This window comes from Bovifimicola ammoniilytica, from assembly GCF_025567085.1.
In the GTDB taxonomy this organism is placed as follows: domain Bacteria; phylum Bacillota; class Clostridia; order Lachnospirales; family Lachnospiraceae; genus Bovifimicola; species Bovifimicola ammoniilytica.
Map to the genome: position 1 here is coordinate 72,757 of NZ_JAOQJN010000006.1, position 18,607 is coordinate 91,363.

Annotated in this window: 13 protein-coding genes; 12 read left to right on the top strand and 1 reads right to left on the bottom strand. The window is 33.5% G+C overall.

Annotated elements, in window-relative coordinates; genetic code table 11:
• Nucleotides 1–190: 190 nt before the first annotated feature.
• From OCV48_RS09105 to OCV48_RS09120, 4 genes are all read left to right on the top strand, one after another.
• The gene (locus OCV48_RS09105) at nucleotides 191–1,747 is read left to right on the top strand and encodes a transglutaminase-like domain-containing protein (protein WP_262559524.1); all 1,557 of its coding nucleotides are present in this window, start codon (nucleotides 191–193) and stop codon (nucleotides 1,745–1,747) included.
• Between the two features lie 102 nt (nucleotides 1,748–1,849).
• A complete protein-coding gene (locus OCV48_RS09110) occupies nucleotides 1,850–3,406 on the top strand; it encodes an ABC-F family ATP-binding cassette domain-containing protein (RefSeq protein ID WP_147591731.1) in 1,557 nt (518 codons plus the stop codon).
• A 24-nt stretch (nucleotides 3,407–3,430) separates the two neighbouring features.
• Nucleotides 3,431–4,345: a radical SAM protein gene (locus tag OCV48_RS09115; RefSeq protein ID WP_262559526.1), complete on the top strand. Its 915-nt coding sequence runs from the start codon at nucleotides 3,431–3,433 to the stop codon at nucleotides 4,343–4,345.
• A 168-nt stretch (nucleotides 4,346–4,513) separates the two neighbouring features.
• Entirely contained in the window at nucleotides 4,514–5,890 is a 1,377-nt protein-coding gene (locus OCV48_RS09120) for an aminopeptidase (RefSeq protein ID WP_021982905.1), read from the top strand.
• A gap of 395 nt (nucleotides 5,891–6,285) precedes the next feature.
• On the opposite strand, the gene OCV48_RS09125 is transcribed toward OCV48_RS09120, so the two are convergent.
• Entirely contained in the window at nucleotides 6,286–6,822 is a 537-nt protein-coding gene (locus OCV48_RS09125) for a hypothetical protein (protein WP_147591732.1), read from the bottom strand.
• 259 nt (nucleotides 6,823–7,081) lie between these two features.
• Between OCV48_RS09125 and lepA the strand changes: the two genes are divergently transcribed.
• The 8 genes from lepA (at nucleotide 7,082) to OCV48_RS09165 (ending at nucleotide 18,607) form a co-directional block, all read left to right on the top strand.
• Entirely contained in the window at nucleotides 7,082–8,893 is a 1,812-nt protein-coding gene (gene lepA, locus OCV48_RS09130; protein WP_147591826.1) for a translation elongation factor 4, read from the top strand.
• 67 nt (nucleotides 8,894–8,960) lie between these two features.
• Nucleotides 8,961–10,232 (top strand): radical SAM family heme chaperone HemW, encoded by a 1,272-nt coding sequence (gene hemW / locus OCV48_RS09135; protein WP_147591734.1) that lies wholly within the window; start codon nucleotides 8,961–8,963, stop codon nucleotides 10,230–10,232.
• A 117-nt stretch (nucleotides 10,233–10,349) separates the two neighbouring features.
• Entirely contained in the window at nucleotides 10,350–10,868 is a 519-nt protein-coding gene (locus OCV48_RS09140; protein ID WP_147591736.1) for a DUF6106 family protein, read from the top strand.
• Nucleotides 10,869–11,017: 149 nt separating this feature from the next.
• Entirely contained in the window at nucleotides 11,018–11,344 is a 327-nt protein-coding gene (locus OCV48_RS09145) for a PadR family transcriptional regulator (RefSeq protein ID WP_021982900.1), read from the top strand.
• Nucleotides 11,345–11,491: 147 nt separating this feature from the next.
• Complete coding sequence (locus tag OCV48_RS09150; RefSeq protein ID WP_147591738.1) at nucleotides 11,492–12,595, top strand: DUF1129 domain-containing protein; 1,104 nt, start codon at nucleotides 11,492–11,494, stop codon at nucleotides 12,593–12,595.
• A 210-nt stretch (nucleotides 12,596–12,805) separates the two neighbouring features.
• Nucleotides 12,806–15,442 (top strand): pyruvate, phosphate dikinase, encoded by a 2,637-nt coding sequence (ppdK, locus tag OCV48_RS09155; RefSeq protein WP_147591740.1) that lies wholly within the window; start codon nucleotides 12,806–12,808, stop codon nucleotides 15,440–15,442.
• A gap of 207 nt (nucleotides 15,443–15,649) precedes the next feature.
• On the top strand, nucleotides 15,650–17,020 hold the full coding sequence (locus OCV48_RS09160) for a hypothetical protein (protein WP_147591742.1): 1,371 nt from the start codon (nucleotides 15,650–15,652) through the stop codon (nucleotides 17,018–17,020).
• A gap of 543 nt (nucleotides 17,021–17,563) precedes the next feature.
• Nucleotides 17,564–18,607, top strand: coding sequence for a methionine ABC transporter ATP-binding protein (locus tag OCV48_RS09165; RefSeq protein WP_147591744.1), 1,044 nt, complete (start codon nucleotides 17,564–17,566; stop codon nucleotides 18,605–18,607).

Sequence of the window (18,607 nt, forward strand, 5' to 3'; positions counted from 1 at the left end):
TTAAAATTACTAAAAAGAACAAAATTTCTTGAATAGTTATGAAAAATATAATACAATATAGAATATTGTGAAAAATTATATGATTAAGTTATTTTTCACATAACTATTTGCTTTGGGCGAAGGCAGATAGATATAATGACGATAAGATAATAGTCATTTAATGACAAAACGCTCAGAAATGAGGATTATAATGAAAGATATAGAAAAAATTAATAATAATATGGAAAATGATGAATTAGAAGATGATGATTTAGAAATTGAGTTTGTAGATAATGATTTTGTAGAACAGGATATAGAAGATACTCATAATAAGTCAGATGGAAAGATTGAATTTGAGAAAGTTACAGATGATGAAGATGATTATGAAAATGATGATTATAACGAGGTGGCAGAGGACGAGGATTATCTAGATGATGACGAGGATGACGATGAATTCGACGAAAATGATATAGAATATAATCCAGATGCAGATTATAATGGCGAATATATTAAACAGAAACTTACCAAGAGCCAGATTATAAACAGGGTTATAGCAGGTATGGGAATTGCTATTGCAGCATTCACAATATTCTATAGTGCAGTTGCATATGGGATGTTAAATAAAGATGATACTCAGGCAACAGAGCCAGAGACAGAGACAACACCAGCAGCTCAGGAAGAAACTAAAGAGCCTGGTGAAAATGAATTCTTCGTAAGTACAAATTCTGATGAAAATATTTCAGATAATATTAAGGATTTAATTAATGATGTTAAGTTAGATGAGACTAAGACAGGTCATTCGAAAGTAGATGATAATGTTAATAATATACTTAAGATGACAACAAAATCAGATATGAATACATATGAAAATGTTAGAAATATTTACGATTATATGATGTATTTCTATGATATTAAGTCTAATTCATTCGTAGATGAGGATACAGTTTACGATTTCTGTTCAAATTATGAATTCACATCATCATTTGATATGGAACTTATGTATCGTGCTAATAAGTTATTTGAGACTAAATCAGGTGATTCAAAGGATTATGCCTGTGGCTTCACAGTTTTACTTAGAAGATTAGGCTTTGAAGCATATTATATAGATGGTGAGAGAAAGACAGAGACATCGTATGAGAATCGTGGTTATACACTTGTGGTAATCAATGGTAAACAGTATATATTTGATGTGGCAGCGGAAGATGAATTATCTGCCGGAGCAAAAGTTGAATATAAAGTATTTTGTAAGACTTTAGATGAACTTAAGGATAGTTATTCTGATGATGGAATTAAAGAAAGCATGGAGAAATTTGAAAACTTTAAGACATTAGGTGCATTTTCATTTAATGCTAAAATATCAACAAGTTCCGGAGATTCAGATAGTGGAAGTGTATCTTATAGTGGAAGCGATAATTCTACATCAGTAGGTGATATGACGATAGATATTTCGGATACAGTATATTTCAAAGGAAGTGTATCAGGAAGTAAATCAAATATATGGAAGCTTATTGCAAAAGTCTACGATGAGAATATGAATTATGTTACAGAAGAAACATTATACAGCGAAAAAAATAATGAGGTATCAGATGAAGTTTCATACAGACCTGCAAGAGGCGGCTATGTAAAACTTTCATATATTGTTACTGATAATAACGGAAGAACATGTTCGATATCAATTATGCTTAAGGTTAATGGGGACGATGAACCTGAGACTACTAAAAACGAGCCAACGACTGAACACATCGCAAGTTCCGGAGAAATAGAATAAATATAATAAATGGTACAGTTAATGACCAGTGCGTTAGGGTGAAAACCAAAATGAACTGGTCATTTTTAAAATTAGGCGAATATCGGGAAAGGAAATAATAAAATGATATTAAATGTGACAAACTTAAGTCATGGTTTTGGTGACAGAGCAATCTTTAATAATGTATCTTTCAGATTATTGAAAGGTGAGCATATAGGATTAGTAGGTGCAAATGGTGAGGGAAAATCTACATTTATGAACATTGTAACAGGTAAATTAATGCCAGATGAGGGTAAAGTCGAATGGAATAAAAATGTAAGAGTAGGATATTTAGACCAGCATGCAGTCCTAGAACCTGGAATGACCATAGGAAGTGTATTAAAATCTGCATTTTCATATTTGTTTGAGATGGAAGAACAGATGAATGAAATCTGTGATAAACTCGGTGAAGCATCAGAAGATGAAATGGAAGCAATGATGGAAGAGTTAGGAACTATCCAGGATATGCTTACTAATCATGATTTCTATACAATTGATGCAAAGGTCGAAGAGGTAGCAAGAGCATTAGGACTTCTGGATCTTTCATTAGATCATGATGTTATGGACTTAAGTGGTGGACAGAGAACAAAAGTATTATTAGGTAAATTATTACTTGAAAAACCAGACATACTATTATTAGATGAACCAACTAACTATCTTGATGCAAACCATATAGAATGGCTTAAGAGGTATTTACAGGAATATGAGAATGCATTTATCCTTATTTCTCATGATATTCCATTTTTGAATAGTGTGGTAAATATTATCTATCATATGGACAATCAGGAACTTAACAGATATGTTGGTGACTATGATAAATTTATGGAAGTATATGAGATGAAGCAGGCTCAGTTAGAAGCAGCATATAAGAGACAACAGCAGGAGATTGATGACCTTAAAGACTTTGTAGCGAGAAATAAGGCAAGAGTCTCGACTAGAAATATGGCAATGTCAAGACAGAAGAAGTTAGATAAGATGGACGTTATAGAACTTAAGAAAGACAAGCCAAAACCTGAATTTGAATTTAAGAATGCCAGAGCTACAGGCAAAGTAATCTTTGAAACAACAGATTTAGTAATCGGATATGACAAAAATGCACCACTTTCAAAGCCGATTAATCTAAGAATGGAAAGAGGAGAAAAGATTGCGATTATCGGAACTAACGGAATCGGAAAGACAACATTTCTAAAGAGTGTTTTAAATATTATAGAACCACTTGCAGGAAAGGTTGCATTAGGAGATTATCTTGAAATAGGCTACTTTGAACAGGAGATTAAACCGGGCAACAACAGTTGTATAGAGGAAATATGGGAAGAATTTCCGTCGTATAGCCAGTATGAAGTTCGTTCAGCCCTTGCTAAATGCGGACTTACCACAAAACATATTGAAAGCCTTGTAAGAGTGTTAAGTGGTGGTGAACAGGCAAAAGTAAGATTATGTAAATTAATAAATCGTGAAACTAATATTTTGTTATTAGACGAGCCTACTAACCATTTAGACGTTGATGCAAAAGAAGAATTAAAAAGAGCATTAAAAGAGTACAAAGGTGCAATACTTTTAGTATGCCATGAACCTGATTTCTACGATGGACTTGTAGATAAGGTATGGAACTTAGAAGAATTTTCATTGTTAGCATTATAAAATGATAAGGTATGATATGGATAAATGGTGAATAATAATACAAACGGGTGTATGTTATGCCCAAGAAAATGCAATGTTAATAGAGAAGATATTTTAGGATATTGTGGTGTTGGTAATGAAATTAAAATAGCAAGAGCAGCACTTCATTATATGGAGGAACCTTGTATAAGTGGTAAAAATGGCAGCGGGACAATATTTTTTACTGGCTGTAATCTAAGATGTATATTCTGTCAGAATTATAAGATTTCACATAACAATTTTGGCAAAGTAATAAGTAATGAAAGATTAAGTGAAATAATCTTAGGATTGCAGGATAAAGGTGCTAATAATATTAATCTTGTGACAGGTACAATGTATGTTAATGAAATCATTAAGGCTCTTGACAGGGTTAAGCATAAATTAAACATTCCTGTTGTATACAATTGCGGTGGCTATGAAAATGCAGACACTATTGAGAAACTTAGTGGATATGTAGATATTTACCTACAGGATATAAAGTATTATAATAATGAATTAGCAGTTAAATATTCTAAGGCACCGGATTATTTCAAATATGCCTCAGTCTCGACCAAAGAAATGATTAAACAGGTCGGCAATCCATTATTCTATGATAAAGAGAATGAACCTGGTAAAATGCTTAAAAGCGGTGTAATAATAAGACATCTGGTGCTTCCTGGAGCAAGAAAAGATTCAATGGAGATTCTTAGATGGATAAGTGAGAATCTTGATAAAGGAAGCTATCTTATAAGTGTTATGAGCCAGTATACACCGGCATATAAGAGTAAAGATTTTAAAGAAATTAACAGAATGGTCACAACTTTTGAGTATGATAGCGTTATAAATGAAGCATTGAGACTTGGAATTGATAACGGATATATGCAAAACCGCGACAGTTCAGGAAAAGAATATACACCTGATTTTGATTTAGAGGGTGTATAATGTGCAAAATTGAATTGATATGCCAATTTTGCACATAGCTATTTATGATATCAGTATCACAAATAGCATTTATTGCAGAGCTGAATTTAATATTTGACTCACGGTTTCGCAGATGAGATAGTATATGGAATGCTATGTAAGTAAAAAATAGAAAGGAAATGTTGCATTATGGAAAGAGAAAATTGTTGGAACAGTTATTCTGAAAATGAATTAGAAGAATTAGAAAAGTTAAATGATGATTACAGAGCCTTTTTAGACAAAGGTAAGACAGAACGAGAATGTGTTAAGGAAACTATTCGTCAGGCTAAAGAAGCAGGCTATAAAGACTTACAAAATATTATTAAGAATGGCAAGAAGCTTAAAGCAGGTGACAGAGTATATTGTTCATATATGGACAAATCAATAGTACTTTTTAATATTGGTAAAGAACCTATTGAAGAGGGAATGAATATTTTAGGCGCACATATCGATTCACCTCGTCTTGATATCAAGCAGAATCCTTTATATGAAGAGACAGAAATTGCATATTTAGATACACATTATTATGGTGGAATTAAGAAATATCAGTGGGTTACAATTCCTCTTGCAATCCATGGCGTAGTTGTTAAGACTAATGGTAATAAGATAGATATTGTAATCGGTGAAGATGAGAAAGACCCTGTTTTATTTATCTCAGATTTATTAATACATTTAGCGCAGACACAGCTTGAGAAAAAAGGCGCTAAAGTAATAGAGGGCGAGGACTTAAATATTATTATCGGTAACAAGCCACTTAAGGGAGAAGAAAAAGATGCCGTTAAGAAGAATATTCTTAAACTAATTAAAGAAAAATACGATTTTGAAGAAGAAGATTTTATGTCAGCAGAATTAGAAATCGTCCCTGCAGGCAAGGCCAGAAATGCAGGTATAGACTCAAGTATGATTCTTGCCTATGGTCAGGACGACAGGGTGTGTGCATATACTTCACTTGCTGCAATGCTTGAGAAGAAAAAGGTTAATAAAACAGCATGCCTTTTACTTGTAGATAAAGAAGAAATAGGTAGTGTAGGTGCAACTGGTATGCAGTCGAAATTCTTCGAAAATACTTTGGCAGAAGTCCTAGACAGAATGGGAGAATATTCTGAACTTACATTAAGACGTGTACTTGCTAATTCAAAAATGCTTTCTTCGGATGTAAGTGCAGCTTATGACCCAACATATGCATCAGTATTCGAAAAGAAAAATGCAGCATATTTCTCAAAAGGACTCGTTATTAATAAATTTACTGGAAGCAGAGGTAAATCAGGCTCTAATGATGCCAATGCAGAATATCTTGGAGTAGTAAGAAAAATATTTGAGAAACATAAAGTTGCTTATCAGACAGCCGAATTAGGAAAAGTAGACCAGGGCGGCGGCGGAACTATCGCATATATAATGGCTCTATATGGTATGAATGTTATAGATAGTGGTGTTGCTGTATTAAATATGCATGCACCACATGAGGCAGTCAGCAAGGCTGATGTATATGAAGCTAAAAAAGGATATGTGGCATTCATCTCTGAGTAGATAATAGAGTTAATAAAAAAGTGTCCGTCTATGATACAAACTCTCATATTCCTTAATCTAGCCTAAGTAAATGCCGTCATCTGCAAAGTCTATTACAGTGCGATAAATCAAACGCGCTTCGCTTGAACGGAAATTTACCGCACTGAACTTTTGCATCTGACGGCATAAACTTAGGCACGATACGTCATAAATCGAGAGTGTATCATAGACGGACACATTTTATAAAGGACTGATATCTAGAGGAAACAAAACAAAAAGCTGTGATATGTAGTAATAGAGATATTACCATATTTACAGCTTTTGCATTAAGATTATGATGTTAAAATCGAGTGTTATCCTGCTACAAATATATATTTACAGCTAATATAAAATGTTTTTTGACTCTATATTATTAATTAACTGATTTCGTTGAGTTTACGTTCACATATTTTATCTAAGATATAATTAATATCACTCAATTTATAAATGTTATTCTCTAAGCAATATCTTATTATTAAATCTGTTTCAGAGGAATTAGTAAGTGCATATCCTACAGTTTTAAGAAGTTGCCTGCTTTCAGCAAGATTCAGGTCAAGACCGAAACATATTGCTATTGCCTCCCATTTCTCAACAGGACAGGCTGAAGAGGATATTTTATTAAAAATACTGTTTTCTAAACCATATTCAGCACATATGGTTGCTGGACTTACGTTATTCTCTTTAAGATATAATTCTACAATATCCTGAAAGTTATCAGGATTACCATGTGATTCATACCATTCTTTACAAGCATCTCTGTCAGGGTCAGACTTCAAAGATAGGGTATTGAAAGCATATTTAGCACTTCCACGTTCTCTTACATAATGTACCTGTATAAAAGTTCTGGCTTCATCACAATATGTATCTAGTTTTTTATTGATTCCTTTATTGCCGAATTTAGAAAATATAGACAAAACTATCACCACTTTCTGTAATCTTTATGATTTAACTATGATATATGATACCACATTTTGAGAAAATATAAAAGAAGATAATAAAGTTGATTAATTATTAAAAAATTAGTATAATATGATACAAATGTCAAAAATAAGAAGGTTTACGGATAATGAATAGTTTGGTATCATGTGTTTTTGATGTCAAATCATAATTAGATTATTTTGTAAAGAGATATTTAGAAAAGGAGTGCCGGTTAAGGCAGTTGTGAATACAGATATGTCATTAATTAAGCAGGAAAATATTAGAAATTTTTGTATAATAGCTCATATTGACCATGGTAAATCTACACTTGCAGACAGAATTATTGAGAAAACAGGTCTGCTTACAAGCAGGGAAATGCAGGCACAGGTGTTAGATAATATGGATTTAGAGCGCGAACGTGGAATCACCATAAAGTCCCAGGCGGTAAGAACTGTATACAAGGCAAAAGATGGTGAAGAATATATTTTCAATCTCATTGATACACCGGGACATGTTGACTTTAACTATGAGGTTTCAAGAAGCCTTGCAGCTTGTGACGGAGCAATTTTGGTAGTTGATGCAGCACAGGGTGTAGAAGCACAGACACTTGCCAATGTCTATATGGCACTTGACCATGACTTAGATGTAATGCCTGTAATTAATAAAATAGATTTACCAAGTGCAGAACCACAGAGGGTAATTGACGAAATAGAAGATGTAATCGGTATTGAAGCACAGGATGCACCGCTTATTTCAGCAAAGAACGGATTAAATATAGAAGAGGTCTTAGAACAGATTGTTAATAAGATTCCAGCACCTAAGGGAGACAGTAATGCACCTTTAAAAGCATTGATATTTGACAGCATTTATGATTCTTATAAGGGGGTAATAGTATTCTTCAGAGTAATGGAAGGTACAGTTAAAGTCGGCACACAGGTAAAAATGATGGCAACAGGAGCAACAGCAAGTGTTGTAGAAGTTGGATACTTCGGAGCAGGGCAGTATATTCCGTGTGACGAATTATCAGCAGGAATGGTTGGATATCTCACAGCAAGTATTAAAAATGTTAAGGATACAACAGTGGGTGATACAATTACTGATGCAGATAATCCTTGTGATGAGGCATTACCAGGATATAAGAAAGTTAATTCTATGGTCTACTGTGGTCTCTATCCTGCTGATGGAGCAAAATATCCTGACCTTAGAGATGCACTTGAAAAGTTACAGTTAAATGATGCTTCACTTAATTTTGAACCGGAGACATCGATAGCACTTGGCTTTGGTTTCAGATGTGGTTTCTTAGGATTATTACATCTTGAGATAATTCAGGAAAGATTAGAAAGAGAATATAATCTTGACCTTGTTACGACAGCACCGGGAGTTGTGTATAAAGTATATAAAACAAATGGAGAAGTAATAGAACTTACTAATCCATCAAATCTTCCTGATGCATCAGAGATAGATTATATGGAAGAACCTGTGGTTAAAGCAGAGATAATGGTTACAACAGAATTTATTGGACCAATTATGGAACTATGCCAGGAGAGACGTGGCAATTATCTTGGAATGGAATATATCGAGGAAACAAGGGCATTACTTAAATATGAATTGCCATTAAATGAAATTATATATGATTTCTTTGATGCATTAAAATCAAGGTCAAGAGGTTACGCTTCATTTGACTATGAGATGAAAGGCTACGAGCGTTCAGAACTTGTTAAATTAGATATTCTTATTAACAAAGAGGAAGTCGATGCATTATCATTTATCGTACATGCGGGAACAGCATATGAGCGTGGAAGAAAAATGTGCGAAAAACTTAAAGAAGAGATACCAAGACAATTATTTGAGATACCTATTCAGGCTGCTATCGGAAGCAAGGTTATTGCGAGAGAAACAGTTAAAGCTATGAGAAAAGACGTTCTGGCTAAATGCTATGGTGGTGATATTTCAAGAAAGAAGAAGCTTCTTGAAAAACAGAAAGAGGGAAAGAAACGAATGAGACAGGTTGGAAATGTCGAGATACCACAGAAAGCATTTATGAGTGTACTTAAGTTAGACGAGTAAATAAGTGTTATGTATTAAATAATTGAATAAAATAATGTTATTGTTTATATAGAAAGAGGCAAAACAAATGTCGGCAGGAATATATATCCATATTCCGTTTTGCAAACAGAAGTGTCTCTATTGCGACTTTGTATCAGCGAAAGGTTGCGATAGAGATATGGAATTATATGAAGAAGCACTGCTTAAAGAAATTGAATCAACAGAGATAGATGAACCTGTTGATTCTGTTTTTTTTGGCGGAGGAACACCATCTGTTTATAAAGTGGAATATATAGAAGAAATTTTAAAAATTGTTTTCAGAAAATATAATATTGATAAGGATATAGCAGAAATAACTATTGAGGTTAATCCGGGAACAGTTGACTATGATAAGCTCAAAAGATACAGGGCAGCAGGAATTAACAGAATAAGTATAGGGCTACAGTCCGCTGATAATGAAGAATTAAAGCTGCTTGGAAGAATTCACACATATGAGAAATTCGTAGAAACTTATACAGAAGCAAGAAGAGCAGGTTTTAACAACATTAACATAGATTTAATGTCTGCAATTCCTTATCAGACAGTTAATTCATTTATGGAGACACTTAAGAAAGTCGTTAAACTTAATCCGGAGCACATCTCAGCATATAGTCTTATAATCGAAGAAGGTACGCCTTTTTATAATAAATATGGTGAAAACGGTGAGTTTAGCGATGCCATTCCAAGTGAAGAAACAGACAGGAAAATGTATCATATGACGAAAACGTTTCTAAAAGAAAATGGATATGAGAGATATGAGATTTCTAATTATTCGAAAAAAGGTTATGAATGTAAACATAATATTAAATATTGGAGCAGGGATAATTATTATGGCTTTGGTGTGGCAGCAGCTTCTCTTGTGAATAATTTAAGATATTCGAATATATCTGACAGGGATAAATATATAGATATTCTTTTAAGAAGAAAATTGGATAGAACTGATATAGAGAGGATAAATAATACAAATATAGATGAAATTCGTGATGAAATCTCAGAGGTTAATAAAGATGAACAGATAGAAGAATTTATGTTTCTGGGATTACGCAAAATGGAGGGAATCAGCTTAAAAGAATTCGAAAGAGTATCTGGAAAGACATTAAGAGAAGAATATGGCGAAATACCTGACAGGCTGATATCCGAGGGATTATGTGAAGTGGTTAGAATAGATGGAGATAAAGATGTAGAAGACATTCTGAAATATGTGGATAAAAATATAAGTAAAGAGATGTGTGGTGGAATAAAAGATAACGAAGAATACTTCAGGTTAACAGAGAGAGGGATTGATATAAGTAACAGTGTATTTGTGGAATTTATGAAATAGAATTAATTATGCTAAGCCTTAAAATACTAAGTCTTAAAATAATATAAAGTGCTTGTTATTTTTCTATCAGTTAAGTATAATTAAATTTAGTCGTAAAAAAGAAACGGAGGATTAAAAATGGGAGAAGTATACCATGAATATATGATAAAAAGAAAGCATACATTGATTGGAATGATGGTAAGAGTTCTGTTTATATTATTATGTGCGCTTTCAGTAGTATTATCAGCAGTTTTCGGACCGGTCGCATTTATCGTTGGTGTGGCTTTGGCATATGCTACAAGATATGTATTTCATATGACAGATATTGAATTCGAGTACCAGTATTTAAGTGGTGAATGTCAAGTTGATAAAATATGTGGTAAGATGAAGAGAAAAGGCTGTGGCAAGATTGAGATGGATAAAGTCGAGATAATCGCGCCGGAAGATTCAAAATTACTTGAGCCATATGAGAAACAGGTATATAAGCTTAGAGATTTCTCATCATTAGAGAAAAATGCCGACAGATATGTAGTATTTCAGAGAAACGATTCGACATTAATCAAAGTTATATTTGAACCAAATGAAGATATCATAAGAGAAATGAAGATGGCAGCACCAAGAAAAGTTAATATAAAAGGTGAAGAAAGACCATATTAGATATAGCGTTCTTAATGATAGTTAAAGCTATATACAAGTTGATATCAGTGAAAAAAATTAATAGCACAACTACTTGACAATACAAAGTAGCTGTGCTAAATTTATATCATACTACTTGATAATACAAAGTAGAAAGGCGATAGAACAATATGGAAGATACACAATTAATGAAAGGTATATTAGAAGGCTGTGTGCTGGCAGTTATTTCTAGCGGTGAAACATATGGCTACGAAATTTTACAGTCACTTAGCACATATGGATTTCAGAATTTAGGTGAGGGAACAATGTATCCCGTCCTTACCCGTTTAGAGAAGAAGGAATATATCTCCTGTAGGAGAGCAAAATCTCCATTAGGACCAATAAGAAAATACTACTCAATTACAGAGGAGGGAGAAGAGTATTTAAGAAATTTTAAAGAAAATTATGAAAGAATAACAAAATGTGCAAATGAAATATTAAATGTGAATGGAGAATAGTGCAAAGGAATTGTGCTGATGCACCAATTCTTTTATACGGCTATTTGTTTCGGAGCGAAAGCAAATAGCCTTTATGGCGATGAGAAATCACCTGTGAGAATTTATCATTGCCACTTTGCAACAAGTCGCTCAGAAATGAGGAATAGTATGAAACAATCATATATATTATTAGAAGATAAATTAAACAAAGAATATAAAGAAGTATTTGAAAGAATTGACATATATGGAAATACACATTTTATTGATAGTGATGTCCAAAGTGGAAAAATGATGGAATTACTTGATAGTATGTTAGAAGCACAGAATGATGGACAGAGCGTATCAGTAATCGTAGGAAATGACATAGATAAATTCTGCAAGGAATTCTATAGTGATTATACTGTCGAAAACCGTATAAGGGAAGTACCAGAAAGGCTGTTTAAATTAGCAGCGTTTCTTCTGATTGTAGAATTGATAGATTTTATCATAGGACTTACAGATGGAGAGGGAATATTAAGAAATACTGATTTGAGTCCGTATTTCATAGGAATTGCAGGAGGTATTATTGTTGATACCATAGTATTTCTTTTAATCAGACCCCTTATCGATAGATTTAAGAAGATAAAACCATTTTTCTGGAATCTGTGTATGGCTTTAATGGTCATTATTATGGTAATGTTTTTAATATTTATACCGACAGATGATAAATTTACAATGAATATAAAAAGTATTGTACCGATAGCTGTTACAACCGCATACATACTAATTTATCTGATATTCAGAATTATCATTAATTATAGAAAATATGGTACATTTAAGATTAGAACAAAGAAAAAGGAAAAAGCAGAAATAAGCTTCAGGGATGCAATAAATGAGGGGATGAACTTAGAAAATGAATTGCCAAGGGAATGGCTTAAGGGTTATAAGAAAAAGTATGATAAGGCTGTAAAGAAAGGAAAAACTCCTGTAAACGAGGCTCAGTATCTGGAGAATATTTCGAAGAAATGTGATGTAATACGAGTAACTAAACAAAATACATGTATCTTTGTTGGAATGACCGTAATTTTAATTTCAGGAATGTGGATAGCAGGACAATTTGAGTCTGTTTCAGATGGACTTATATACTCAGGACTTATGTGTGTGATTGAGGGAGGATTACTCAGATTTTTTAATAAATCAGCCAAAGAAACAGATAGAATATATAAAAATATGATTATAGAAATGCAGGAAAAAAATATTACGTTAGAAGAGTATGTTGAAAGTTTGAAATAGAGAATTTAAAATTTCAAAGATGATAGTCTAAATAATAATTATATGATTTGAAGTTTGTAAAAATGAATTGACTTAATGGAAACAACTTGCTATAATTGTGTTTAGTGGGAAAAGTGCGACTATTTTTAGCACTTTCCCAAGGTCGTATTATTGAAAGCATTTATTGCTTTTTAGTAATAAACGAAGTAAATTTTTAGGAGGAATTGACAAATGGCAAACAAATGGGTATACACCTTCAAAGAAGGTAACATGACCATGCGTAACTTACTTGGTGGTAAGGGCGCTAACCTTGCAGAAATGACAGAAATCGGGCTTCCAGTACCTCAGGGCTTCACAATCACAACAGAAGCTTGTACACAGTACTATGAAGATGGTAGAAAAATCAATGACGAAATCATGGCACAGACTATGGACGGAGTTAAGTGGATGGAAGAAGTAAACGGAAAGAAATTCGGTGATCTTCAGAACCCACTTCTTGTATCAGTTCGTTCTGGTGCAAGAGCATCTATGCCAGGTATGATGGATACAATTCTTAACCTTGGTCTTAATGACGAAGTAGTAGAAGCTATGATCAAAGGTAATGATGATCCAGCATTTGCTCGTTTCGTATATGATTCATACAGAAGATTTATTCAGATGTTCTCAGACGTTGTTATGGAAGTTGGTAAGAAATACTTCGAACAGCTTATTGATGAGATGAAGGAAAAGAAAGGTGTTAAATACGACGTAGATCTTACAGCAGATGATCTTAAAGAATTAGCACAGCAGTTCAAAGCTGAATACAAGAAACAGTTAGGTGAAGATTTCCCTTCAGATCCAGTAGAACAGTTAAAATTAGCTATCGAAGCTGTATTTAAATCATGGGATAATCCACGTGCTAACGTATACAGAAGAGATAATGATATTCCTTATTCTTGGGGTACAGCAGTTAACGTAATGCCTATGGTATTCGGTAACTTAAATAATGAATCTGGTACAGGTGTTGCATTTACTCGTGATCCTGCTACAGGTGAGAACAAACTTATGGGTGAGTTCCTTATCAATGCACAGGGTGAAGACGTAGTTGCAGGTGTTCGTACACCAATGCCTATCGCTCAGATGGAACAGGAATTCCCAGAAGCATATGCTGACTTCATCAAAGTATGTGATATCCTTGAGAATCACTACCATGATATGCAGGATATGGAATTCACAGTTGAAAATAAGAAATTATATATGTTACAGTGTAGAAATGGTAAGAGAACAGCTCCAGCTGCATTAAAGATTGCTTGTGACCTTGTTGATGAAGGACATAAGACAGAAGAAGAAGCTGTATTAATGATTGATCCACGTAACTTAGATACATTATTACATCCACAGTTTGATGTTGCTGCACTTAAGGCTGCTACACCACTTGGAAAAGGTCTTGGTGCTTCACCAGGTGCTGCTTGTGGTAAAGTTGTATTTACAGCTGCTGATGCAGAAGAATGGGCTGCAAGAGGAGAAAAAGTAGTTCTTGTTCGTCTTGAAACATCTCCAGAAGATATCACAGGTATGAAAGCTGCTCAGGGTATCTTAACAGTTCGTGGTGGTATGACATCACATGCTGCTGTTGTTGCTCGTGGTATGGGTACATGCTGTGTATCTGGTTGTGGCGACATCAATATGGATGAAGAAAATAAGAAATTCACATTAGCTGGTCAGACATTTACAGAAGGATCAGAAATCTCTATCGATGGTACAACAGGTAACATTTATGCAGGTATTATCCCAACTAAAGATGCTGAAATCGCAGGTGAGTTCGGACGTGTTATGGCTTGGGCAGATAAGTACAGAACACTTAAAGTTAGAACTAATGCAGATACACCAGCAGATGCTAAGAAAGCTCGTGAACTTGGTGCAGAAGGTATCGGTCTTTGCCGTACAGAGCATATGTTCTTCGAAGAAGACAGAATTGCAGCATTCAGAGAAATGATTTGTTCAGATACAGTAGAAGAAAGAGAAGCAGCTCTTGATAAGATTCTTCCATATCAGCAGGGAGATTTCAAGGCTCTCTATGAAGCACTTGAAGGTAACCCAGTTACAATCAGATTCCTTGATCCACCTCTTCATGAATTCGTTCCAACAGAAGAAGGAGATATCAAGAAACTTGCAGATGCTCAGGGTAAATCAGTAGAAGACATCAAAGCTATTATCGCTTCACTTCATGAATTTAACCCAATGATGGGTCACAGAGGATGCCGTCTTGCAGTAACATATCCTGAAATTGCTAAGATGCAGACAAAAGCTGTTATCCGTGCAGCTATCGAAGTTAAACAGGCACATCCAGATTGGAATGTTAAACCTGAAATTATGATTCCACTTGTTTGTGAAGTTAAGGAATTAAAATATGTTAAGAAAGTTGTTGTTGAGACAGCAGATGCTGAGATTAAAGCAGCAGGTGTTACTCTTGAATACGAAGTAGGTACAATGATCGAAATTCCTAGAGCAGCTCTTACAGCTGATGAAATCGCTAAGGAAGCTGACTTCTTCTGCTTCGGTACAAACGATTTAACACAGATGACATTTGGATTCTCAAGAGATGATGCTGGTAAGTTCTTAGATGCTTATTATGATAAAAAGATTTTTGAAAATGATCCATTTGCTAAACTTGACCAGACAGGTGTTGGTAAGTTAATGGAAACAGCTATCAAACTTGGTAAACCAGTTAATCCAAAACTTCACGTTGGTATCTGTGGAGAACATGGTGGAGATCCTTCATCAGTTGAATTCTGCCATAAGATTGGTCTTGATTATGTATCTTGCTCACCATTCCGTGTACCAATTGCAAGATTAGCAGCAGCACAGGCAGCTATCACAAATAAATAATCAATTCCTAATTAGAAGTTAATATTTAATTAGATTATTAAACTCCAGATTATGTTCAATAAGAATGTGGTCTGGAGTTTTTTGTGAGTATAATATTCCATAAGGGAAACATTAACTATTCTATTATCTGTATAATAACACTTTATTTTTATGAAATATGGTTTATAATTTTAATATAAATGTTATGAAATGGAGACTTATATACAAATGTATAATGAAAATGATAAAACTGATTTAACAGGTACAGAAAGTGAAACCACAGAAAATAATGATAATTCATCTGGTACTTATGGTGGTTCATTTAAAGACTATACCTATTCTACATATGATTATAGCAGCTTCTATGATGAGAATTATAGTAACTCCTACGATAAGGCAAATAATACAACAGATAATTCAGAAAACCAGACTTCTTATAATTCTACTGTAGATGAATTAGATGACAATAAAGTTTCAGAGACGTTGTCAGATGATTCAGATTCTATTGATTCATTTAAAATTTTCGATAATTTAAACTCAGTTGACTCTTTTGAGACTCTTGATTGTACAAATTCTGTTAATACATTTAATAGCACATCAAATAACCTGAATAATTCTACAAATAACTCTCAGCAGACAGTTCCACCAGATGAGGATGCAACTATTTATCTTGATGATTTTTGGAATGAAGCAGTGAATTATAATAATTCTCTTAGCAATTCACAAAAAAGACAAAATAAGTATAAGAGATTAAATATTCCGGGAGTGACCATTATATCTATAGGTATTCTGTCGATGGTACTTATAGCTATAGGTGCGATATGTGGTGGGAATGTGGAATATATTCTTACTGGTGTCGGTCCGGTAATGTTTGTTCTAGCACTTATGTCTGCTATTATATTGGATACTTTCACAAAATACAAAATGTCTATTTTCATAATTAACCCTGATTTTCTACAGAATGAGATTCCGTCACAAAATATTGACCTATACCTTAATCTCACAGGGAAAAAAAGTTTTAAAACCCAGCGGTCGTATTGTTTAACTGCTCCATCAGTTAATGAAAGGCCTAAAGTATTATGTGTAAAATATGCTTTGCTTACGGTTTTAACTGTTTTTGCTATTGGAAATATAATTTCATATATTAAATATGGTCCTCAATGGTCTGATATTCTTGCATTAGATGCTGTTTTATTATTTCCGTGTATCGGAATATGTATGTTTTACATTGTTATTGAACAGCAACTACAACAGAAATCGGGTTATTATGATGAAACTGTTGATGCCGTATGTGTTGAGGTTGATTCACGTATTAGCAGAAAACGTGTCGGCAGTGGACATTCTACCAGAGTATATAGACCTATTTTATATACCAGATGTAAAAATGGACATAAATATATTTTAATGAATAACGTGTATACTAATACACATATTCCGTATATAGGAGAGGTTTATAAGCTTAAAGTTAATAGCAGGAATCCATTATGTTATGTGCAGTTAGAATCAACTTTCAGGAATGCATTTTTTTGGTTTTCAATTTTATGGATAGCTCTTAGCGGTTTAGGTTATATATTTGTACTTTTTAATGCAACATTCTAAAATTAGTATATATTTATTTCAATAGGTACTTAGATTAAAAGCCTGTATTGTCTTTAATTGACATACAGGCTTTTAATTTGTTAGGAATCTTTTTCAAAGGTTCTGTTATTTAAATCTGAAATCGTTATTAGCAAGTGAGATAGAAAGTTATGAAATAAAGAGCGAATACAACAGCAGTAAATACCAGGCTGCAAATAATGCGTACATACTTGCAAACAAAAAATATTTAGAATTATAGATATAATAAATATTTTAACGTCTATATAGACAATGACATATTACAGAACCGACACTATCGAGACAATTTATGCAGTTTGAGGAAGAGATAGCAGGCGATTACACAGCGTTATAGTTTTAAACTATAACAAACCATAGGAAATACATATTATACAAATCAGAAAATATAGTTGACAATTAGTGCTGTTCAATGTAAAATCACTAAGCATAAGATATCATATAAAACATATAGGAATAGTAATAATAAACATTCCCATAGATTTATAATGATGAAATATGAAAAATGAATGAAATGGAGGTAAAGAAATGTCTGAGATTTTAATAGAGAATTTATATAAAACCTTTAAGACAAAAGGCGGGGAAGTACATGCTTTAAATGATGTAAGTCTTTCTATAGAAGCAGGAGAAATCTTTGGAATAATCGGAATGTCCGGTGCAGGAAAAAGTACACTTGTCCGATGTATGAATTATTTGGAACGTCCAACTAAAGGAACAGTTAAAGTCCAGGGACAGGAATTATCTTCTTTATCAGGCCGACAGCTTAGAAAGAAAAGAGAAAACATTGGAATGATTTTCCAACATTTTAATCTTTTAATGCAGAAAACAGTAATTGACAACATTTGTTTTCCTTTATATATACAAGGCACTTCTAAGAAAGCAGCGAAAAAAAGAGCAGAAGAACTTCTTGATATAGTAGGACTTTCAGAAAAGGCTAAAGCATATCCGGCACAGCTTTCAGGAGGACAGAAGCAGAGAGTTGCAATTGCAAGAGCATTAGCGACTAATCCGAAGATACTTCTTTGTGATGAGGCAACAAGTGCATTAGACCCACAGACAACATCTTCTATATTAGAATTGCTTAAGAAGATTAATAAAGAATTTGGAATAACAATAATAATCATTACGCATCAGATGTCAGTTGTCAGAGAGATATGTACTAAATTGGCAATTATGAAACAGGGAGTAATCGTAGAGCAGGGCGATACGGTTGAAATATTCAATCATCCTAAGTCCGATGTTGCTAAAGAACTTCTGAGCACAGACAGTGATTGCTTATCAGATAAAGAAAGTTATGATGTGGTAGACAGCATACAGAATGGAACAAGAGTAAGAATTGTTTATTCGGAAAATTCGGCATTTGAGCCTGTAATTGCAAATATGATTCTTAAATTCAATGAACCAGTCAATATTCTAAAAGCATCAACTAAAAATGTTGGTGGTGTGGCAAAAGGTGAAATGATTCTTGAATTTCAGAAGAATTTCACAAGACTTTCAGAGATACAGGAATATCTGAAAGAACGAAATATAGAATTAGAAGTCATTGACGAAAAGTGGAAGGAGGGTGCTTAA

Bases quoted from the DNA above. Each gene is read 5' to 3' on its own strand.
- OCV48_RS09160 (WP_147591742.1), top strand. From the start codon at position 15,650: ATGTATAATGAAAATGATAAAACTGATTTAACAGGTACAGAAAGTGAA.
- OCV48_RS09145 (WP_021982900.1), top strand. From the start codon at position 11,018: ATGGAAGATACACAATTAATGAAAGGTATATTAGAAGGCTGTGTGCTG.
- OCV48_RS09165 (WP_147591744.1), top strand. From the start codon at position 17,564: ATGTCTGAGATTTTAATAGAGAATTTATATAAAACCTTTAAGACAAAA.
- ppdK (WP_147591740.1), top strand. From the start codon at position 12,806: ATGGCAAACAAATGGGTATACACCTTCAAAGAAGGTAACATGACCATG.
- OCV48_RS09150 (WP_147591738.1), top strand. From the start codon at position 11,492: ATGAAACAATCATATATATTATTAGAAGATAAATTAAACAAAGAATAT.
- OCV48_RS09115 (WP_262559526.1), top strand. From the start codon at position 3,431: ATGGTGAATAATAATACAAACGGGTGTATGTTATGCCCAAGAAAATGC.
- OCV48_RS09140 (WP_147591736.1), top strand. From the start codon at position 10,350: ATGGGAGAAGTATACCATGAATATATGATAAAAAGAAAGCATACATTG.
- OCV48_RS09120 (WP_021982905.1), top strand. From the start codon at position 4,514: ATGGAAAGAGAAAATTGTTGGAACAGTTATTCTGAAAATGAATTAGAA.
- hemW (WP_147591734.1), top strand. From the start codon at position 8,961: ATGTCGGCAGGAATATATATCCATATTCCGTTTTGCAAACAGAAGTGT.
- lepA (WP_147591826.1), top strand. From the start codon at position 7,082: ATGTCATTAATTAAGCAGGAAAATATTAGAAATTTTTGTATAATAGCT.
- OCV48_RS09105 (WP_262559524.1), top strand. From the start codon at position 191: ATGAAAGATATAGAAAAAATTAATAATAATATGGAAAATGATGAATTA.
- OCV48_RS09110 (WP_147591731.1), top strand. From the start codon at position 1,850: ATGATATTAAATGTGACAAACTTAAGTCATGGTTTTGGTGACAGAGCA.